Here is a 19,478-nt window from a genome sequence, read left to right as displayed (position 1 = left end):
CGGGAATCGGGCGCACGCTCCATCGTGCGCCGGGTTCCCCGGCCTGCGCCGCGAACGCGTGGTGGCCTGCGTTCTCATCTGCCGAAATCGTCGATTCCCCCGGAGATCCGACGCAAATGCCCCTTGTGCTACGATCGTTTCTGGTCTAACGACCCTTCACCAGGACGCGAACGTGCAGCCGACGGCCCCATCGGGACGGCCGCTTCGTATGGTGAGGCTCTGACGGCGCGATCCCAATGATCGTTCCAGCCCACGTTTTCACTGCGTCGAGGCCAATCACGGCCTACCCGTCCGACACAGCGTGCATCCGTTCCGTCGGCCGTGACCCGGCCCCGCCCGGCGTGCACCGGGAGAATCCGTGACCGAAACCATTGCCGTGAAGGCAGATCGACTGTACAAAGCGTTCGGGCGTCGCCCGCACGAGCTCGTCAAGAAACTGACCGCGGGAGCCAGCCGCGATGAGGTGTCTTCGCTGGGCACCGCCGCCGTGATCGACGCCTCGTTCGAGGTGCGCCGCGGCGAGATCTTCGTGGTGATGGGACTGTCCGGTTCCGGCAAGTCCACCCTGATCCGCATGCTGAACGGGCTGCTGGACGCCACGTCCGGAACCGTGACGGTGGCAGGTCAGTCGATCACCGGCATCTCCGCTGCCGCGCTGCGCGAGGTGCGCCGCAAGAACATCTCGATGGTCTTCCAGCACTTCGCCCTATTGCCGCACCGCACCGTGATCGACAACGTCGCCTACGGCCTCGAGGTGCAGGGAATGGGCCGCGAGGAGCGACTGGCCAAGGCGCGCACAATCATCCGTCTGGTCGGGCTGGACGGTTGGGCCGACAGCCTGCCCGCCGAGCTGTCCGGCGGAATGCAGCAGCGCGTCGGCCTCGGCCGCGCCCTCGCCGCCGACACCGATGTGCTCCTGATGGACGAGGCCTTCTCGGCCCTCGACCCGCTGATCCGCCGCGAAATGCAGGAACAGTTGATCGAGCTGCAGGCCGAGCTCGGCAAGACCATCATCTTCATCACCCACGACCTCAATGAGGCCATGTTCCTCGGCGACCGCATCGCGGTCATGCGGGACGGGCGGATCGTGCAGATCGGCACGCCGGAGGAGATCCTCACCGACCCGGCCAACGACTACGTCGCCCAGTTCGTTCAGGATGTCGACCGCGCCCGGGTGCTGACCGCGGCCAGCGTGATGGAACCCGTGCGCTCCGTGGTCACGATCACCGGCGGCCCCCGTGCGGCGCTCCGCACCATGCGGGACCTGCAGACTTCCGCCACCTTCGTGCTCAACCGCGACCGCAGCTTCGCCGGGGTGGTGCGCGACCGTGACGTGCTGAAGCAGGTCAAGGCCGGCGAGACCGATCTGCGTGCCATCGTGCGCACGGATGCGATCTCCGTCAGCCCGGACACACCGCTGGTCGACCTGGTCGAACCGTCGGTGGGCAGCGACCTGGCCATTGCCGTGGTCGATGAGAAGAACCGTCTGCTCGGCGTCATCCCTCGGGTGACCCTGCTGGCCGCGCTCGGCAACGTGAGCACGAACACGGGCGAACTACCCGTGATCGAGCCCGTGGCAACGATTTCCGTCAACATGATCACCGAAACCCTCCGCGACACCGCTCTGGAAGGAGCCGACCTGTGAACGACTTCCGACTTCCTCTGGGCACCCTCGTCGAGGGGTTCATCGACTATGTCACCGAGACCTTCGGCTTCCTCTTCGACTTCATCCGGGTCGTCTTCGACGGCGCCTACGAGTTCGTGGACCTGCTCCTGATCACCCCGCCCTTCTGGGTGATCGTGCTGCTCGCAGCGGGCCTCGCCCTCGCCGCCCGCGGCTGGAAGTTCATGACCGGCACCATCGTCGGTCTGCTGGTGATCGTCGGCGTCGACCAGTGGGAGAACGCGATGGACACCCTCGCGCTCGTGCTGGTGGCCAGCCTGCTCGCGATCGCGTTCAGCGTGCCGCTCGGCATCCTGGCCGCGAAGTCGTCGGTGGCGTCCGGCATCATCCGCCCCATTCTCGACTTCATGCAGACCATGCCGGCCTTCGTGTACCTGATTCCCGCGCTGATCCTGTTCCGCGTCGGCGTCGTGCCGGGCATTGTGGCCACCATCATCTTCGCGATGGCGCCGGGCGTTCGCCTCACCGAGCTGGGCATTCGCGGGGTCGACCGGGAAGTCGTCGAGGCCGGTCAGGCCTTCGGCGCCTCGCCGTGGCGCATCCTGCGCCAGATCCAGCTGCCGCTGGCGATGCCGACCATCATGGCCGGCATCAACCAGGTCATCATGCTCTCCCTGTCGATGGTCGTCATCGCGGGAATGGTCGGCGCCGGTGGCCTCGGCGCCCAGGTCGTCGCCAGCCTGAACCGTATCGACGTGTCTCTCGGCTTCGAAGCCGGTCTCGCCGTCGTGATCCTCGCCATCTTCCTGGACCGCCTCACCGCGGCGCTGGGAACCGGCGACACTCCGCTCGGCCGCATCAGGAACACCCGCAAACGCCGCGCCCAGCAGGCGCTGGCCGCCTGATCCGGTGCGCCCCGCACACGAACACCTGGATCCTGAATCTGCCCCGGTCGCCCGTCAGGGCGACATGAAAGGAAAAACTATGAAGAACCGATCACTGTCCCTCGTCGCCCTCGGAGCCGTCGGGCTCCTTGCACTCAGTGGCTGCGCCTCCGCCGAGGCCGCCGTCGTCGGCGACGGCAACAAGGACCAGAAGGACATCACCATCGCCGTCTTCAACGGCTGGGACGAAGGCGTCGCGGTCTCCGAACTGTGGAAGGCCATCCTCGACGAGAAGGGCTACAACGCCGAGCTGGAATACGCCGACGTCGCCCCCGTCTACTCGGGACTGTCCACCGGTGACTACGACCTCAACATGGATGTCTGGATGCCGGAGACCCACGCCGCGTACGTGAAGGAGTACGGCGATGACATCGTCGACCTCGGTGCGTGGAACGAGGAATCCCGCCTGACCATCGCGGTCAACGAGGATGCCCCGATCGACTCCCTCGCGGACCTCGCCGCCAACGCGGACAAGTTCAACAACACCATCGTGGGCATCGAGCCCGGCGCCGGCCTGACCACGGCCACCACCGACCGGGTCATCCCCACCTACGGACTCGAGGACATGGAGTACCTGACCTCCTCGACCGCCGCCATGCTCACCGAGCTGACCGCGGCCACCAAGGCCGGCGAGAACATCGTCGTCACCCTGTGGGAGCCGCACTGGGCCTACGGCTCGCTTCCGATCAAGACCCTGGAAGACCCCGAGGGCACCCTCGAAAGCACTGAGGCCCTGCACAGCTACGCGAGTGCTGACTTCGCCGCGGACTTCCCCCAGGCCACCGAGTGGATCGAGGGCTTCGAGATGGACCTCGACCGGCTGTACTCGCTCGAGAAGGCGATGTTCGTCGATTACGACGGCCAGGACTACGACCCGATCGTGGCGAAGTGGATCTCCGAGAACCAGGAGTACGTGGACTCGCTGACCAGCAAGTAACACGACGCTCCACACGCACAGCGTGAAGAAAGGCCCAGGTCACCGCGACCTGGGCCTTTCGACGTCCGGTGACGCAGCACTCAGTGATGCAACACTCAGTGACGCAGCACTCAGTGACGCATCACTCAGTGACGGAGCACGGATGCGATCGAACCGGCCCAGGCAGCGGCCCGGTCCACCTCGCCCGCAGCCAGTGGACCCTCTCGACCTTCGACGATGAAGCCGGTCGGCGGGGCCACGACGTGGGCGCCGGCCTTCTCCAGGGCACGGGAGATCTTTCGGGCGGCATCGCCGTGGAGCACGGTGCGCACCCGGGTGTCGAAGGCGGCCGCCCGCACACCCCGCAGGGTGCCGGGGCGAAGTTGGGCGAGGAAGGCCTTCAGGCGCGGCGAGGGCCGTCGGCCGACGACCAGGCGGCCGACGACGAGCAACTCCACACCGGTCAGGCTGTCGAGCCCGAGACCGGCGACGGGAACGGCTCTGGTGCCTTCGCCGAGTTCGATGGCGATGGTCTCGGCGATGGCCTCCGTGGTGCCGGAATTCGCCGGGGCGCCCGAGTTCGCAGTGAAGCCCGAGCTCGAATCACAGATGACGAGGATGCTCATATCGACCTCCAACGATCGGGTTCATCAGGTGCTGATCGCTTCAGTGTGCCCCGCGACCGGAACCGCGGCAAGGCTGCCGGTCAGGGGGCCGGTGGTGCCAGGAAATCGGAGAGTTCGCGGGTGATTTCGGCGGCCACCGCATCCGTTGACCGGGTGGCCACGCCGTCGCCGTTCTCCGTGCCGTAGTCGCCGAACCGTGCGTGGTTGGCGCCCTCGAGCTCGCTGAACCGGGTGTCGGACGGGAGCAGATTCGCGCTGTCGGCGATCTTCTCCGGCGTGCTGAGGCCGTCGGCGCTGCCGCTGAGGCTGAGGGCCCGCAGGTCGGTGCGCTCCGGCGCGGCCGAGCAGTAGCTGCCGAACAGCACCAATCCGGCCACCTCGGGGTTGTCCGCGAGCAGGCAGGCCCGCACTCCGCCGACCGAATGGCCGCCCAGGTACCAGGTGGTCACCTCGGGGACCGCGTCGGTGAAGGTCGACAGTGGCCGCCGGTCGAGAATGGCGAGGTTGAGCACCGGCTTGGCGATCACCACGGTCAGCCCGGTCGCCTCGACCGTGCCGGCGAGTTTGTAGAGGTAGGCATACGGGTCGACCCTGGCGCCGGGGAAGAAGACCAGGCCCGTGTGCCCGGCGCCGTCGGCCGGGGCAAGCACGACCGACGTCGACCTGTCGGTGACGGTGACGTTCGGGTTGGCGAACACCGCGTCGGCGGCCGCTCGATCGGCCACCCGCACCGTGTTCGCCCACGCCAGGAACACGATGACGACGACTGCCAAAGCGCTCAGGCTCCACCAGCCACCGGCCCGGATGCCGCGCCGCAGACTGCCGCGTCGTCGCGCCTCGTCCGTGCTATCGGGCTGGGTCATCGGGCTCCGATCCTTGACTGTTCGGTCGGGGTGAACCGCGAAGCGGCTGTCGGTTTCAACCTAGCTGCCGCGAAGGGGTCGTTTCAAACGTGCCGCCGGGGAATCTCAGTCGTCGAGGCCGCGGGCGGCCAGGGCCTCTCCGATCGCATCCGCTGCGTACAAGGAGCGCACGACCACCGGCACGGCCAGGGCGAGGAGGGACCCCTGGGTGCCGCGCGCCCGACGGGCTTCGATCACCTCGGACACGATCTCGGCGACGAGCGGTATGCAGCGCAGGGTGAGGGCGAGGAGCAGGCCCACCCGGTCGGCGTCGACCCAGCGGCGGAACGGTCGGAGCAGCTTCTGGAACCCCTCGAGCACGGCCGTGACCGTGGTCGTCAGGGTGAACAGCGCCGCCAGCGCCACGGCGATCAGCAGCCGTCCGGCCATCAGCCCGGCCGTGGTCCAGCCGGCGAACAGCGCCTGGAGCGGCACGGCGATCACCAGGATCCAGAGGATCGGCCCGATCTGCTTCCACGCGGCGCCCAGCGGCACCCGTGCCAGCAGGAACAGGGCGATGACGGCGAGCAGGCAGGCGCCCAGCTGCCCGAGCTCGCCGAGCAGGCCGACCAGCAGCACCGCGAGGGAAAGGAGTGACAGCTTGAGCAGCATCGGCGCGCGGTGGATCAGCGAGTGGCCCGGGTGGTACAGCCCGATCATGCGAGCCCGACCGTGTCGGCGCTCATGCCAGCAGCTCCCGGTAGGCGCCGAGCGCGGCATCCGGGGCGTTGTCGGCGACCACCCGGCCGTCCTCCATCACGATGACGCGGTCGAAGGCGGCGAGCAGGTCGAGCTGGTGGGTGACCACGATGACCTGCTGGCTCAGGCCGAGCAGGAGCTCGGTGATGCGCCGGGCGTTGCGAGCGTCGAGCAGCGTGGTCGGTTCGTCGGCGACCACGATCTCCGGCTCGGCCACGAGCACGGCCGCCAGCGCAAGCAACTGCTTTTGGCCGCCCGACAGGCGGTGCGCCGGATGGTCGGCGTGCTGGTCGAGACCGAAGCGCTCGAGCGCCGCCTGCGTGCGGGTTGTGATCTCGAGGGGGGTCAGCCCGCGGCGGCGCAGGGTGAAGGCGACGTCTTCGGCGACGGTGGGCATCACGATCTGATTGTCCGGGTTGGTGAAGATGAAGCCGACCTGCCGTCGCACCGCCTTGGCGTTCCGGGCCACGTCGAGGCCGCCGACGCTCACGGTTCCGGTGTCGGGCCTGATCAGGCCGTTGATCAGGCGCACCAGGGTGGACTTTCCCGAGCCGTTCGCCCCGACAATGCCGATGCGCTGTTCGGTGAGGCTCAGACGGATGTCCCGCAGCACCATCCGTTCGCCGAACGCATGCGAGACGCCGTCGAAGTCGATCGTGCTCATGACGCGGAGGTGACAGCTCCGGCGGTGGCGTCGGCAGGGGCTACGGCTGCGCGACGGCGCGCGGGGATCAGGCCCGGGTAGGCCCTGTGCACCTGGCGGGCCACCAGCACGGTCACGACGACCTTGACCAGGTCACCGGGCAGGAACTTGGCGGCATCGACCAGGGCCACCCAGAGCGGCAGCCCCAGGTTGATCGCGGTGACGGGCACGCCGATCAGGTAGACCACGACGACACCGCCGAGCGCGGTGGCCCCGAGCGCCGCCCAGAGCCGGTAGCGGGGGAGGAGTCGCCCGGTGAGGTAGCCGATGACCAGGGCTCCGAGCAGCCAGCCGTAGAGGTAACCGGCGGCGGGCGAGGTGGTGAACCAGACGATGCCGCCGCGCCCGCCCGACAACAGCGGCAGGCCGGCTGCGGCGAGGGCGAGCAGGAGGAGTACGGCGAAGAAACCCTTGCGCGCCCCGAGGACGGCGCCGGCCAGCATGACGCCGAGGGTCTGGAAGGTGATCGGCACGGCCACAGCCCCGAGGCTCAGGGCGCCGGGCAGCCCGAGCGCGGCGATGAGGGCTGCGAAGATGGCGATCTGAGCGAGATCGCGCACGCTCAGGATGCGGGGCGCCGGGGTGCGGGCAGGGCGGGTGTTGGCAGTCATGTTCTTCAATCTAGAATTCGGCGGCGACCGGATCCCGAAGAAGACCTACAAAGAATGGCGCGGAACTCTATACCGGTGCGTCCGGAGGTCCCGCCCGTCGCGGAGCACGTTCTGGAAGCGGGCGCACGTTCGAACGCCTGCCGCGAGCCACAACCTGCGCCACGAGACTGATACGGCAGACGCCGAGGCGGCACCGAATCAGCCTCACACGGTAACCGGCTGCCCACGGGCAGATCGAGGTCAACCCGGTCCCGATCTCGCAGGAAACCGTCGACCGGTTGCTCTGTGAGACCGGAACCCGCGGCATCCAGTTCGACGCCGACGGATGCCGCTGGGTCGACTGCGAGAAACCACCGGCCTGGACCGCAGCCCACCACATCAATGAGTGGTTGAAGGACAACGGGTATACCGATCCGGCTGACGGCGTGCTGCTCTGCCATCCGCATCATCTGCTGGTGCACAACCGGTACTGGACGATCATTCGCACCGGGTTTCGGCAGGCTCAACCCCAGGGAGGGCGGGTGGCCGGGTCAGGCGACGAGCCGGGCGCGATCCTTCGAATCAGCGGCGGAGAAGCGCGGCACGGCGATGGCCGGCGCGCGTTCTGGACCGGCGCGTTCTGGACCGGCGCGTTCTGGATCGGCGCGTTCTGGATCGGCCCAGACGGAGATCGGGGCGGGACTGAAGGGGAGCGCGGTGGGCTCCGCGATGACCTCGCCGCGCAGTGCGGCGGTCTCGGTGCGGAGCACGGTGGCCAGAGTCGAGGCGATCTGGTTTGCCTTCAGGCCGTGGAAGATCACGTCGGTGTCGTCGATGCTGCGAGGGACCAGGGTCCACTGGCCCTGGGCGCCGACGAGACGAGCGATCTCGGTGTGCAGCAGATCGAAAATCTGAGCGTCACTGAGCTCGGGAACGGGCGGAGGAGTGACCGGTGCAACCGGTGTGACGCGACGCCGTCGACCAAACATCGGGGCCCCTTTCGGCTAACGTGCCCGTGCACTCCCCAGTCTGCCGCGCGGCCCGGAACGGGGCGCGCGGACACGCCGACGGACCGGGGAGTTAGTTCTCGATTCGGCGATCGTCGGCGTCCTGGATGACGGTTCCGATGGCGACGGCCGCGCTGAGCAGCCAGCCGACCCACATCAGGGCCAGGCGCCAGTCGCGGGGACCGGAGCGGGTGGCGCTCAGAATGTTCCATCCGCCGGCGAGCACGCCGATGATGGCACTGCTGAAAATGTACTTTCGCATGAAGACCTCCGGCCCTAACGCTACCCGGAAGTTGCCCGGCTGCGCGTTCCCCGACAATCTGACCGATCGGACAGGCTCTGACCGATCGGTCAGCTAGCGTGAACGAGTGACCCCAGAGCCCGTTCTGCCCCAGCCCCCGCACAACCGCCAGAGCACCAGCCTCGAACTGCGGGCGACGGCGCTGGAACAGTTCGCCTCGGTCGGGTTCGCCGGCACCTCCCTGCAACAGATCGCCGACGCGGCCGGCTACTCGAAGTCGAGCGTGCTGTACCACTTCGCCTCCAAGGAGGCGCTCCTCGACGAGGTGCTCACCCCGGCGGTCGACCGGCTGGAGGCCATCCTCGAACGGTTTCTCGCCACCGAGGAGAGCGCCCTGTCCCGGAGTCGCTTCGTGAACGACTTCATCGACTTCATCCTCGAATTCCGTCTCGAGTTGCACACCTTCATCAACCAGTCCCAGTCCCTGCGCGGCATCCCCGTGATCGACCGGGCCGGCGTGCTGATCGTGCGCCTGTCCGACACCCTCTGCCACGGCGCTGCGAGCACCGAAGACCGCATCCGTTTCGGCATCGCCCTCGGCGGTGCCGCTTACACCCTGGTCGCCGGCATGACCTTTCTCGGCGCGGAGATCGCCCCCGCCGAGGAGATCCGGCCCGCGCTGCTGGCCGTCATCACCGAGCTGCTCGCCCCCGTCACCGTTCGCACGACCCCGTCCCGGAAGTAGCACCCATGGCAACCCTGCTCTATCGAATCGGCCACTTCGCCTACCGGCGCGCGGGCCTGGTGCTCGGTATCTGGACCATTCTGCTGGTCGGGATCCTCGGCGCCGGGGTTGCCCTCGGCGGCCAGACCCAGGAGTCCTACGCGATTCCCGGCACGGAATCCCAGGACACCGTCGACAAGCTCGGCGAGGTGTTCCCCCAGGCGGCCGGCGCTGCGGTGCAGGTGGTCTACACGGCCCCGGACGGGGCATCCGTCAGTGACGAGCCCTACCGCACGGCCATCGTCGACATGGCGGCCGAGCTCGCGGCCGTTCCCGGCGTCGACTCGGTGCTGAGCCCCTATGACGAATACGCGTCGGGCGCGATCTCCGATGATTCCGGGAGCGCCTTCAGTCAGGTGCAGCTGTCCGGTCTGTCGACCGACGTCACCCCGGAAACCCTCGCCGAGGTGACTGGTACGCGGGCCATCGCCGAGGAGGCCGGCCTCGAGGTCGCCTTCGGCGGCCAGGTGTTCCAGGACACCACCTTCGGCATCACCATCTCCGAGGTCCTCGGCCTGATCTTCGCCGGTGTGGTGCTGGTGATCACCTTCGGCTCGCTCGTGTCCGCCGGGATGCCGCTGCTGATGGCTCTGGTCGGCGTCGGCGTCGCCATCGGCGGCATCACCGTGATCTCCGCGTTCGTGCCCGTCTCGAGCACGGCCCCCATGCTCGCCCTGATGCTCGGGCTCGCCGTGGGCATCGACTACGCCCTCTTCATCCTCTCGCGGCACCGAACGCAGCTCGCCAACGGGGTCGAACCGCACGACTCGGCCGCCTCCGCCGTGGCCACGGCCGGCAGCGCCGTCGTCTTCGCCGGGATCACCGTGATCATCGCCCTGCTCGGGCTGCTCGTGGTCGGTATCCCGTTCCTCAGCGTGATGGGGCTCGGCGCGGCCCTCGCCGTGCTGATCTCGATCTTCGTGGCGGTCACGCTCCTCCCCGCCGTGCTCGGCCTCGCCAAGGGACGCCTCACACCCCAAGCCGGCAGCCGCGCGCACCGCCGGGCCACCCGGCCCGACACCGGCCGGCCCACCCTTGGCCACCGCTGGGTGAACCTCGTCCTCAGGGCGCCGGTCGTGGCCGTGCTCCTCGTCGTGGGCGTGCTCGGCACGCTGGCGATCCCGGCCCTCAGCCTCGACCTGAATCTGCCCGACGGGGCGTCCGAACCGGCCGGTTCGACGCAACGCGAGGCGTTCACCATGCTGGAGGAGGGCTTCGGGCCGGGCTACAACGGTCCGCTCATCGTCGTCGTCGACATCACCCAGACGACGGATATCTTCGGTGACCTCGACACCATCGGCGCGGCCCTGCGCACTCTCCCCGACGTCGCCTTCGTCGGCAAGGGCACCCCGAACCCGACCGTCGACACCGCCATCATCCAGGTCATGCCGGACAGCGCGCCGAACGCGCCCGAAACCAAGGCGCTCGTGCAGGCCATCCGTGATCTGGCACCATCGATCGACGACGACCTGGGCACGCCCATCGCGGTGACCGGAGCGACCGCCGTGTCGATCGACATCTCCAACCGCCTCAGCAACGCGCTCGTGCCGTTCGCCCTGATCGTGGTGGGGCTCTCGATCCTCCTGCTGACCATGGTGTTCCGCTCGATCTTCGTGCCGATCAAGGCGGCCCTCGGATTCCTCCTGTCGGTGGCCGCGTCGATCGGCGCCACCGTGGCGATCTTCCAGTGGGGCTGGTTCTCCGAGCTGCTCGGGGTCGAAACCCCCGGACCGATCCTGAGCTTCCTGCCCATCCTGTTGATGGCCGTGCTCTTCGGCCTCGCCATGGACTACGAGGTGTTCCTCGTCTCCGGGATGCGGGAGGAGTTCGTGAAGACCGGCCTGGCCCGCGAATCCATCGTGCACGGGTTCTCCCACGCGGCCCGAGTCGTCACGGCCGCCGCGCTGATCATGTTCTTCGTCTTCTTCGCCTTCGTCCCCGAGGGCACCGGGGCGATCAAGGGCATCGCGTTCGCGCTCGCCGTCGGAGTCTTCCTCGACGCGTTCCTGGTGCGGATGACCCTGGTCCCGGCCGCGATGGCCCTCGCCGGCGACGCCGCCTGGTGGTTGCCGCGCTGGCTCTCCCGCATCCTGCCCGACGTCGACATCGAGGGTGAGGGGCTGCGCCAGCACCTGGCCGACAAGGAATGGGCCACCAGTCAGACGCACGCCATCACCGCCGAAGCAGCCGTCCTCGGGCTGCCGGAGAGCCCATTCGGACCGCTGGAACTCGCCGTCGACGTCGGCACGATGGTGGTGCTGACCGGCTCCGCCACCCACCGCCGCGTCCTCGCCGCCACGCTGGCCGGCCGGCTGGATCCGGTCTTCGGCCGCATCCAGGTCATGGGTTCCCCGTTGCCGTCCGAGCGCGGCCGCGCCCTCCGCGCGGTGGCGCTCGCCGACGTGGGCGACAGCAGCGACAACGGGCTCACCGTGGGGGAACTGCTGGCCGAACGGCTGGACCTGGCGCATCCGTGGTACCGCGCCGCGTCGCGCCGCTCCCTGCTCGCCGGATGGATCACGCGTCTGAACGGCGCGCTCGGCACCGCTTCGAGCGGCCTCCCGGCCGGCCCGATCGTGGCCGGCACGACCGTGTCGTCGCTCTCCGCCCTCGACCGCGCCGCGGTGCTCGTGGCAGCGGCGCTCACCGAGACCCCGGGAGTCGTCGTCGTCGACCTGGGCGAGGGGCTGCCCGTCGACCCGGCGGGGCGCGACCTCGTGCAGGTGCTCGCGACCCTCGCGCCGGCATCGACCACCCTGATCCTCGGTGCCGCCTCCGTCCCCGGCGCAACTCCGGTCTACCGCGGCGCCCGGCCGCTGCAGACCATCAACCTCGATTCACTTGGCCGGGGTTCCTTCGACAGAGGCACCCGAGACCGAAAGGCCCTGCAGCGATGAGCACCAGGCTTGAGAAACTGTTCAGCCGCACCCCCGGGCAGCGCCGCGGGGCATTCGGAGCCCTGCTGGCGGGCCTGATCGTGGTGCCGCTCGCGGTGGCGGGCCTCTTCGCCGGAGCGCTCGCCACCGCCGACCAACGGGTGGACACCCTGCCGGCGATCGTCGTCAACAATGACGAAATCGTCACCACCACCCTGCCCGACGGCACCGAGCAGCCGGTGCTCGCCGGCCGCCTGCTGGTGACCGAGCTGACCAAGCCGTCCGGCGACGGGTCCCAGGCCACCGGGTTCGCCTGGACCATCTCGAACTCCGAGGATGCCGCGGCGGCTTTGGCCTCCGGAGACGCCTACGCGGTGCTCACGATCCCGAAGGACTTCTCCGCGTCGGTGACCTCGCTGGGCGGGGCGACACCCATCCAGGCCGACCTGGGCATCCGCACGGACGACGCGCACTCGTACCTGGCCGGATCGGTGGCCCAGTCGGTGGGCACCGCCATGTCGGGCGTCTTCGGCCGTGAGATCACCTCGCAGTACCTCAACGGGCTCTACACGAACCTGGCCGTGCTGGGCGAGTCCCTCACCCAGGCGGCGGATGGCGCCGCGCAGGTCAGGGCCGGGGTTGCGGGGGTGGCCACCGGACTCGATTCGCTGGCCGGCGGCACGGCCGCAGCGGCATCCGGGGCGTCGTCGGCGGCGAACGGCGCCGCCTCCTTCTCCTCCGGCGTGACCGAGTACACCCGGGGCGTCACCGGCCTCAGCGACGGCCTGACCCGACTGGACATAGGCGCGGCCGGGCTGGCCCCGTTGACGACCGGCCTGCCGGCGTACGCGGCCGGGGTGCAGGCCAGCGCCGACGGTTTCAGGCAGCTGAACGCCGCCATGCAGAGCGACCCGCGGGTCGCCGACTATGCGCCGGCCCTGCTGCAGCTGCAGGGCGGGCTCGATGCCCTCGCCGCGCAGAGCCCCGGCATCAGCGAGGCCGGCCCCGGAATCGAGGGCGTACTGGATGGTCTGTCCCAGAGCGCCAACGGGGCGAGCCTGCTCTCCGCCGGCGGCAGCGACCTGCGCGGCGGCGCCGGTGACCTCGCGACCGGCGTCGCCGGCATTTCCACCGGCCTTTCGCAACTGGCCACCGGAACAACGGATGCCGCCGCGGGCGCCCGCCTGCTCGAATCGGGCGCGGGCGAACTCGCCAGTGGGCTGCGAGACGGCGCGGACACTGCCGCCCCGCTCAGCGACACCGACCCGGAGACGACCGCGGCGGTCGTCGCCGAACCGGTCGGCATCACCGCGGAGCGCGACAACGCGTTCGCGTCGATCGGCCCGGTCATCGGCATGGTCTTCGTGCCGATCGGGCTGTGGATCGGTGCCCTGGCAATCTTCCTGGTGATGAAGCCGCTGTCCGCGATCGCACTGGCGTCGACCGCGTCGACCGGCGGCCTCGTGGCCCGCAGCCTCGGCCGCGCGTTCGGCATCGCCGCGGCGCAGGCCGTGGTCGTGGTGATGTTGCTGCACAGCACGCTCGGCGTCTCGTGGTCGATCCTGCCATCCACCCTGGCCTTCGCGGTGTTCCTCGGTTTGACGTTCACGGCGGTGCACCACTTCCTCACGGCGGCCTTCGGCCGGGTCGGCATCGTGCTCTCCCTGGTGCTGCTGGCGCTGCAGCTCACCGCGGTGGGCGGGCTCTACCCGATCGAGCTGGTGTCGGCGCCGTTCCAGGTGCTCAGCCCGTTCCTGCCGCTGACCTGGGCGGTACAGGGGATGCAGGCCATCGTTTCCGGGGGAGGTGGCGGCGCCGGCGGGCCGGCGGCCATCCTGGTGATCTTCGCCCTGGTGAGCGTGCTGGCCTCGTACTGGACCGTCGCCGGCCGGCGCGGAGCCCGATCGTTCGGTCTGGCGCAGGCGCGCACCTGACGCAGTCTCGTCCCTGACGGACCGGGTCAGGGGGTGGTCGTGCCCTCGCCGATGCCCAACCAGGCGTCGGTCCCTCCCCGAGAACCGGGGTGGGGGCCGGGGCTCCGGTCCGCGGCCCGGGCGTTCTTCATCGACTGAAGCTGACGGTCGACATCCGCTTTCGTCGCACCGGCCGACAGCTGCCGCTCGAGGTCCGCGTCGGGCGCGGCGGTGGCATCGTTGAGGGCGCCGCTGGAGAGCAGCTCGTCGGTGGCGGCGGCGCGGGCCTGCATCTGGGCCACCCGGTCTCTGGCCCGGTCGAGGTCGGCGCCGACCGCCCCCACCTGCGAGCCGATGCCCGCCGCGGCCTCGTTGGCCTTGACCCGAGCCTCGGAGGCGGCGTAGGTGGCCTTGATCGTTTCCTTTTCCGTGCGGAAGGCGGCGACCCGTTCGGCGAGACGTCGCTCGTTGTCCTGCAGCTGAGCCTGCTGCTGCGCCAACGCGAGGTACTGATCCCGGATCGCGGCCACCTGGCCCTCGAGGAGCGAGCGGCGTTCCAACGCCGTCCGGGCCAGATCTTCCCGGTCCTGGTTCAGAGCCTCCTGGGCCTGGTCTCCCAGCCGCTGATAGCGACCGCCCATCTCCTGGCCCTGCAGCTCGATCCGTTTCTTCGCCGTCGCGACCTCGGCCAGCCCCTGCCGCACCTGCTGGAGCATCTTCACCTGCTGCTCGTAGCTGTCATCGAGGGCCTCGCGGGGGTCTTCAAGCCGGGTCAGGGCCCGGTCGGACTTGCTGCGGAGGATGACGCGCAGCCGCGAAGTGAGGCTCATGATTGGTTCCCTTTGCTGAAGTGGTCCGTGGACAGGGGTTGACGCGGAACGGGGAACCCGTCGTTGCCGTTGAGGGTGCGCAGCTCCGCAACTCCGGCTCGGAGCGCGGCAACCTCGTGGTCGACGTCGGAGTGCAGCGTCGCGAGGGTGTCATCGCTGAGATCTCCGAGACCGGCCGTGACGGCCGAGCGCAGTCGGCCCACCAACCCGGCCACCTGGTCGACGCGGCGTCCGGCCGCCGGTAGCGCCTCGGCGAGCAGGACGGCATCGTTCTCGCTCGCCAGCAGCCGCAACTGCGACTGCAGCGTGATGCCTTCGCTCGCAATCCGCCGGAAGAGTCGCGGAAGCTCACCCCGCGGGCCCTCGCTCCGCACGGCCAGGTCGACGGCCGCCTGCCCGCTGTCGAGTGATTCCTTCAGTCGCAACTGCAGCTTCAAAATCTTGTGTTGCGGGCCCCGGCTGAGAAGGGTGCGAGAGCGCAGCACCGCGCCGGAGATCCTGCGGCTACGACGGATGCGTTTGATGAGCACCCGAATCAGGACGAAGAACGAGACGGAGACAACGAGGCTGATGGTCGCGAGTGCGATCAGCACCCAGCTCAACAGAGAATTCAGGTCCATGGGTCCGCCTTTGATCGAACAGGTCTTGGGGTTTCGCGCCGGAACACGACACGGTCAAAATACGCTCGTTACCTTTGAGTTGTCACCATACCGGGCGGTCCTGACCGATACGCCGACCCGGCAGGACGTTTCAACCCGCTGGTAGCCTTGGAGTCCAGCAAGGCGGCCGCGCTCTGTGCCCGCCGGAACGGACGATCCCATCTCTCCTGCAGCCGAACCCACGGCATCCGCCGCCCCGCACCCCACCTACTCGCTGGTCGTGGTCTCCAACCGCCTCCCGGTCGAGATCGAGGTCGCCGACGACGGGACCGAGAGCTGGCGCACCTCACCGGGCGGCCTGGTCACCGCTCTCGAACCCATGATGCGCAGCTCCGACGGAGCGTGGGTGGGCTGGCCCGGTATCGCCGACCGCACATTCGAGCCGTTCGAGAACGACGGCATCTCCATCGTCCCGGTGCGGCTCGGCGCGTCCGAGCTGGAGGAGTACTACGAGGGTTTCTCCAACGACACCATCTGGCCGCTGTACCACGACGTGATCGCGCCGCCGCGCTTCCACCGCGAATGGTGGGAGGCCTATGTGCGGGTGAATCGCCGATTCGCCGACGCCGCAGCATCCGCCGCCGCGCCGGGGGCCACGGTCTGGGTGCACGACTACCAGTTGCAGCTGGTGCCACGGATGCTGCGCGACGCGCGCCCCGACCTCGTGATCGGCTTCTTCAACCACATTCCCTTCCCGCCGTACGGGATCTACGCCCAGCTGCCCTGGCGCAAGCAGATCCTCGACGGCCTGCTCGGCGCCGATCTGATCGGTTTCCAGCGCCTCGCCGACGCCGGCAACTTCTCCCGCGCCGTGCGCCGCCTGTACGGCTATCCGACCCGCGGCGTCGCCATCGACGTTCCCGCGCCCGAGGGCACGCACCGTCGGGTGATCGCCAAGCACTTCCCGATCTCCATCGACGCCGCCGCCTACGAGGAACTGGCGCGGCGCCCCGAGATCCAGGAGCGGGCGCGTCAGATCCGGGAAGACCTCGGCAACCCCAAGACGATCATGCTGGGCGTTGACCGCCTCGACTACACCAAGGGCATCGCCCACCGCATCAAGGCGTTCGGCGAACTGCTCGCCGACGGCAGCCTGAGCGTGGAAGATGTGACGCTGGTGCAGGTGGCCAGCCCCTCCCGGGAACGCGTCGGCCCCTACATCGCCCTGCGTGACGAAATCGAACTGGCCGTCGGCCGCCTCAACGGCGACTTCTCCACCATCAGCCACACCGCCATCAGCTACCACCACCACGGCTACCCGCGCGAGGAGATGGTGGCGCTCTACCTCGCCGCCGACGTGATGCTGGTGACCGCGCTCCGCGACGGCATGAACCTCGTCGCCAAGGAATATGTGGCCGTGCGCTTCGACCGGGACGGCGTGCTCGTGCTGAGCGAGTTCGCCGGGGCGGCCGACGAGCTCAAACAGGCCGTGCTGATCAACCCGCACGACATCGACGGTGTGAAGGCCGCCATCCTCCGTGCCGTCGCGATGCCCCGCCAGGAGCGGCTGCGACGCATGCGCGCGCTCCGCCGCAAGGTCTTCGACAACGACGTCGCCGCCTGGTCCTCCTCGTTCCTGCGCACCCTGACCGAGGGAGCCGCCGTGCGTCCCGGCATCCCGGACACCCTCACCGGCGCGCTGAAGGATCTGAGCCGCGCGGACAACATCCTGGTGGCCCTGGACTTCGACGGGACGCTCGCCCCGCACGTCGACAAGCCCGAGGACGCGCGCGCCGTGCCCGGGACCCGCGAAGCCGTGCAGCGCCTGCTCGACCTCGAGGGCGTGCGGGTCGCCTTCGTCTCCGGCCGGGCCCTGGTCAGCCTGCAGCACGTGTCGCAGCCGCAGACCGGCGTGCTCCTGACCGGCTCGCACGGGATCGAGGTGCAGCTGGACACCCCCGACATCAAACTCGAACTCGATACCCCGGAACTCGAGCAGCTCGCCGACCTCGCCCGGGTGCTCGAGCGCATCTCCGGCAGCATCGACGGCACCTGGATCGAACGCAAACCGGCCGGCCTCGCCCTGCACACCCGGTTGGCCACGCCCCGGAACGCGGCGGCCGCCCAGAAGACCGCGCGCGAGGAACTGGGCGCGCTGCTGCCCGGCCTGACCGTGCGGGACGGCAAGGACGTCATCGAATTCGCGGTGCGCTCCAGCACCAAGGGTGACGCCCTCGAGCGGCTGCGCCGGCACACGGGCGCCGACCGGGTCTTCTACGCCGGCGACGACACCACCGACGAGGACGCCTTCGCCGTGCTGCAGCCCGGCGACGTCGGGCTCAAGATCGGGGCGGGCGACTCGCTCGCCGGCTACCGCGTGCGCGGCCCGGAAGACGTGCCGCTGGTGCTGGGCCTCATCGCCGACCAGCGTGCGGCCGTCGCCGCCGAGCGTGAGGCCGCCGCCGGAGCGTGAGTCCCCGGCGACGGCCCGCCCTCAGCGGACGTTCTAGACTCAGTGCATGACTGAGATCGACATGAAGCCGCGCAGCCGCGACGTCACCGACGGAATCGAAGCCACCACCTCGCGTGGGATGCTCCGGGCCGTCGGTATGGGGGATGCCGACTGGGACAAGCCCCAGATCGGCATCGCCAGTTCCTGGAACGAGATCACGCCATGCAACCTCTCCCTGGACCGCCTCGCTCAGGCCGCCAAGGAAGGCGTGCACGGCGGCGGCGGCTACCCGCTGCAGTTCGGCACGATCTCCGTCTCCGACGGCATCTCGATGGGCCATGAGGGCATGCATTTCTCCCTCGTCTCCCGCGAGGTCATCGCCGACTCGGTCGAGGTCGTCATGCAGGCCGAGCGGCTCGACGGCTCCGTCCTGCTGGCCGGCTGCGACAAGTCCCTTCCCGGCATGCTGATGGCCGCGGCCCGCCTCGACCTGGCCAGCGTCTTCCTCTACGCCGGGTCGATCGCCCCCGGCTGGGTCAAACTCTCCGACGGCACCGAAAAAGACATCACCATCATCGACTCCTTCGAAGCGGTCGGCGCCGTCAAGGCCGGGCGGATGTCCGTGGCCGACGCCAAGCGCATCGAGTGCGCCTTCGCCCCCGGCGAGGGTGCCTGCGGCGGCATGTACACCGCCAACACCATGGCCAGCGTGGCCGAGGCCCTCGGCATGAGCCTGCCCGGCTCCGCCTCCCCGGCCTCCGCCGACCGCCGCCGCGACTACTACGCGCACCGCTCCGGCGAAGCCGTCGTCAACCTGCTGCGCCTCGGGATCACGGCCAGGGACATCCTGACCCGCAAGGCCTTCGAGAACGCGATCGCCGTGGCGATGGCGTTCGGCGGCTCCACCAACGTGGTGCTGCACCTGCTGGCCATCGCGAACGAGGCCGAGGTCGAGCTCACCCTCGACGACTTCAACCGCATCGGCGACACGGTGCCGCACATCGGCGACCTGAAACCGTTCGGCAAGTACGTCATGAACGACGTCGACCGTCACGGCGGCGTCCCGGCCGTGATGCGTGCCCTGCTCGAGGCCGGGCTCATCCACGGCGACGCGCTCACCGTGACCGGCAAGACCGTCGCCGAAAACCTCGCCGAGATCGACCCGCCCGAACTGGACGGCGAGGTGCTGCGCACCCTCGACAACCCCATTCACGCCAGCGGCGGAATCACCATCCTCAAGGGCTCGATCGCCCCCGAGGGTGCCGTCGTCAAGACCGCCGGCTTCGACTCCGACATCTTCGAAGGACCCGCGCGGGTGTTCGAACGCGAGCGGGCCGCCATGGACGCGCTCACCGCGGGGGAGATCCAGAAGGGCGACGTCGTCGTCATCCGCTACGAGGGACCCAAGGGCGGCCCCGGGATGCGGGAGATGCTCTCGATCACCGCGGCCATCAAGGGCGCCGGGCTCGGTGCCGATGTACTACTCTTAACGGACGGTCGATTCTCAGGCGGCACAACCGGACTGTGCATCGGCCATATAGCACCCGAAGCGGTGGACGCAGGTCCCATCGCCTTCGTGCGCGATGGTGATCTCATACGGGTCGATATCGCAGCTCGCACGCTCGACCTACTGGTCGACCCTGATGAGCTGGCCGCCCGGAGTGTCGGCTGGGCTCCTCTGCCTCCGCGCTACACCCGGGGCGTTCTCGCCAAGTACTCGAAGCTTGTCCAGTCTGCGGCCGTCGGCGCCGTCACGGGCTAGCACTCACCAT

The 19,478-nt window shown here is 69.2% G+C and carries 17 protein-coding genes; 8 read left to right on the top strand and 9 right to left on the bottom strand.

Going from position 1 to position 19,478, the window contains the following annotated elements; genetic code table 11:
• Positions 1 to 358: 358 nt before the first annotated feature.
• From E3T23_RS06520 to E3T23_RS06510, 3 genes are all read left to right on the top strand, one after another.
• A complete protein-coding gene (locus E3T23_RS06520) occupies positions 359 to 1,645 on the top strand; it encodes a quaternary amine ABC transporter ATP-binding protein (protein WP_134369577.1) in 1,287 nt (428 codons plus the stop codon).
• The gene (locus tag E3T23_RS06515; RefSeq protein ID WP_134369576.1) at positions 1,642 to 2,529 is read left to right on the top strand and encodes an ABC transporter permease; all 888 of its coding nucleotides are present in this window, start codon (positions 1,642 to 1,644) and stop codon (positions 2,527 to 2,529) included. The genes E3T23_RS06520 and E3T23_RS06515 overlap by 4 nt, the downstream gene beginning before the upstream one ends.
• Before the next feature lie 79 nt (positions 2,530 to 2,608).
• Positions 2,609 to 3,505 carry a glycine betaine ABC transporter substrate-binding protein gene (locus E3T23_RS06510; protein ID WP_134369575.1) on the top strand — a complete coding sequence of 299 codons (897 nt, stop codon included), beginning with the start codon at positions 2,609 to 2,611 and terminating at the stop codon, positions 3,503 to 3,505.
• A gap of 125 nt (positions 3,506 to 3,630) precedes the next feature.
• On the opposite strand, the gene E3T23_RS06505 is transcribed toward E3T23_RS06510, so the two are convergent.
• The 7 genes from E3T23_RS06505 to E3T23_RS06475 form a co-directional block, all read right to left on the bottom strand.
• Positions 3,631 to 4,110 carry a flavodoxin family protein gene (locus tag E3T23_RS06505; RefSeq protein WP_241977678.1) on the bottom strand — a complete coding sequence of 160 codons (480 nt, stop codon included), beginning with the start codon at positions 4,108 to 4,110 and terminating at the stop codon, positions 3,631 to 3,633.
• Positions 4,111 to 4,190: 80 nt separating this feature from the next.
• Positions 4,191 to 4,973 carry an alpha/beta hydrolase gene (locus E3T23_RS06500; protein ID WP_134369574.1) on the bottom strand — a complete coding sequence of 261 codons (783 nt, stop codon included), beginning with the start codon at positions 4,971 to 4,973 and terminating at the stop codon, positions 4,191 to 4,193.
• Between the two features lie 105 nt (positions 4,974 to 5,078).
• A complete protein-coding gene (locus E3T23_RS06495) occupies positions 5,079 to 5,672 on the bottom strand; it encodes a CbiQ family ECF transporter T component (protein ID WP_134369573.1) in 594 nt (197 codons plus the stop codon).
• Positions 5,673 to 5,694: 22 nt separating this feature from the next.
• Positions 5,695 to 6,375, bottom strand: a complete 681-nt coding sequence (locus E3T23_RS06490; RefSeq protein ID WP_134369572.1) for an energy-coupling factor ABC transporter ATP-binding protein — start codon at positions 6,373 to 6,375, stop codon at positions 5,695 to 5,697.
• Positions 6,372 to 7,025 carry a biotin transporter BioY gene (locus E3T23_RS06485; protein ID WP_134369571.1) on the bottom strand — a complete coding sequence of 218 codons (654 nt, stop codon included), beginning with the start codon at positions 7,023 to 7,025 and terminating at the stop codon, positions 6,372 to 6,374. Before E3T23_RS06485 ends, E3T23_RS06490 begins: the two co-directional genes overlap by 4 nt.
• 530 nt (positions 7,026 to 7,555) lie before the next feature.
• Positions 7,556 to 7,993 (bottom strand): hypothetical protein, encoded by a 438-nt coding sequence (locus tag E3T23_RS06480; protein WP_134369570.1) that lies wholly within the window; start codon positions 7,991 to 7,993, stop codon positions 7,556 to 7,558.
• A 91-nt stretch (positions 7,994 to 8,084) separates the two neighbouring features.
• Positions 8,085 to 8,273, bottom strand: coding sequence for a hypothetical protein (locus E3T23_RS06475; RefSeq protein WP_134369569.1), 189 nt, complete (start codon positions 8,271 to 8,273; stop codon positions 8,085 to 8,087).
• 106 nt (positions 8,274 to 8,379) lie between these two features.
• On the opposite strand from E3T23_RS06475, the gene E3T23_RS06470 reads away from it, so the two are divergent.
• The 3 genes from E3T23_RS06470 to E3T23_RS06460 are packed head-to-tail and all read left to right on the top strand — an operon-like array spanning position 8,380 to position 13,846.
• Positions 8,380 to 8,997: a TetR/AcrR family transcriptional regulator gene (locus E3T23_RS06470; RefSeq protein WP_241977677.1), complete on the top strand. Its 618-nt coding sequence runs from the start codon at positions 8,380 to 8,382 to the stop codon at positions 8,995 to 8,997.
• 5 nt (positions 8,998 to 9,002) lie between these two features.
• Positions 9,003 to 11,933, top strand: coding sequence for an MMPL family transporter (locus tag E3T23_RS06465; RefSeq protein WP_134369568.1), 2,931 nt, complete (start codon positions 9,003 to 9,005; stop codon positions 11,931 to 11,933).
• Complete coding sequence (locus E3T23_RS06460) at positions 11,930 to 13,846, top strand: YhgE/Pip family protein (protein WP_134369567.1); 1,917 nt, start codon at positions 11,930 to 11,932, stop codon at positions 13,844 to 13,846. Before E3T23_RS06465 ends, E3T23_RS06460 begins: the two co-directional genes overlap by 4 nt.
• A gap of 26 nt (positions 13,847 to 13,872) precedes the next feature.
• On the opposite strand, the gene E3T23_RS06455 is transcribed toward E3T23_RS06460, so the two are convergent.
• Positions 13,873 to 14,655, bottom strand: coding sequence for a PspA/IM30 family protein (locus E3T23_RS06455; protein ID WP_134369566.1), 783 nt, complete (start codon positions 14,653 to 14,655; stop codon positions 13,873 to 13,875).
• Positions 14,652 to 15,275, bottom strand: a complete 624-nt coding sequence (locus E3T23_RS06450) for a hypothetical protein (protein ID WP_134369565.1) — start codon at positions 15,273 to 15,275, stop codon at positions 14,652 to 14,654. Before E3T23_RS06450 ends, E3T23_RS06455 begins: the two co-directional genes overlap by 4 nt.
• 175 nt (positions 15,276 to 15,450) lie before the next feature.
• Here E3T23_RS06450 and E3T23_RS06445 point away from each other — a divergent pair, with 175 nt between their 5' ends.
• Positions 15,451 to 17,727, top strand: coding sequence for a bifunctional alpha,alpha-trehalose-phosphate synthase (UDP-forming)/trehalose-phosphatase (locus E3T23_RS06445; protein WP_134369564.1), 2,277 nt, complete (start codon positions 15,451 to 15,453; stop codon positions 17,725 to 17,727).
• 46 nt (positions 17,728 to 17,773) lie between these two features.
• Positions 17,774 to 19,468 carry a dihydroxy-acid dehydratase gene (gene ilvD / locus E3T23_RS06440; protein ID WP_134369563.1) on the top strand — a complete coding sequence of 565 codons (1,695 nt, stop codon included), beginning with the start codon at positions 17,774 to 17,776 and terminating at the stop codon, positions 19,466 to 19,468.
• The last annotated feature ends 10 nt before the right edge of the window (positions 19,469 to 19,478 follow it).

It is taken from the genome of Cryobacterium cheniae (genome assembly GCF_004403395.1).
Lineage (GTDB): Bacteria > Actinomycetota > Actinomycetes > Actinomycetales > Microbacteriaceae > Cryobacterium > Cryobacterium cheniae.
Note: the sequence above shows the minus strand (reverse complement) of the source record. Positions and strands in the feature narration are given on the sequence as shown.

Bases quoted from the DNA above. Each gene is read 5' to 3' on its own strand.
- E3T23_RS06510 (WP_134369575.1), top strand. From the start codon at position 2,609: ATGAAGAACCGATCACTGTCCCTCGTCGCCCTCGGAGCCGTCGGGCTC.
- E3T23_RS06505 (WP_241977678.1), bottom strand. From the start codon at position 4,110: ATGAGCATCCTCGTCATCTGTGATTCGAGCTCGGGCTTCACTGCGAAC.
- E3T23_RS06500 (WP_134369574.1), bottom strand. From the start codon at position 4,973: ATGACCCAGCCCGATAGCACGGACGAGGCGCGACGACGCGGCAGTCTG.
- E3T23_RS06495 (WP_134369573.1), bottom strand. From the start codon at position 5,672: ATGATCGGGCTGTACCACCCGGGCCACTCGCTGATCCACCGCGCGCCG.
- E3T23_RS06490 (WP_134369572.1), bottom strand. From the start codon at position 6,375: ATGAGCACGATCGACTTCGACGGCGTCTCGCATGCGTTCGGCGAACGG.
- E3T23_RS06485 (WP_134369571.1), bottom strand. From the start codon at position 7,025: ATGACTGCCAACACCCGCCCTGCCCGCACCCCGGCGCCCCGCATCCTG.
- E3T23_RS06480 (WP_134369570.1), bottom strand. From the start codon at position 7,993: ATGTTTGGTCGACGGCGTCGCGTCACACCGGTTGCACCGGTCACTCCT.
- E3T23_RS06475 (WP_134369569.1), bottom strand. From the start codon at position 8,273: ATGCGAAAGTACATTTTCAGCAGTGCCATCATCGGCGTGCTCGCCGGC.
- E3T23_RS06465 (WP_134369568.1), top strand. From the start codon at position 9,003: ATGGCAACCCTGCTCTATCGAATCGGCCACTTCGCCTACCGGCGCGCG.
- E3T23_RS06460 (WP_134369567.1), top strand. From the start codon at position 11,930: ATGAGCACCAGGCTTGAGAAACTGTTCAGCCGCACCCCCGGGCAGCGC.
- E3T23_RS06455 (WP_134369566.1), bottom strand. From the start codon at position 14,655: ATGAGCCTCACTTCGCGGCTGCGCGTCATCCTCCGCAGCAAGTCCGAC.
- E3T23_RS06450 (WP_134369565.1), bottom strand. From the start codon at position 15,275: ATGGACCTGAATTCTCTGTTGAGCTGGGTGCTGATCGCACTCGCGACC.
- ilvD (WP_134369563.1), top strand. From the start codon at position 17,774: ATGACTGAGATCGACATGAAGCCGCGCAGCCGCGACGTCACCGACGGA.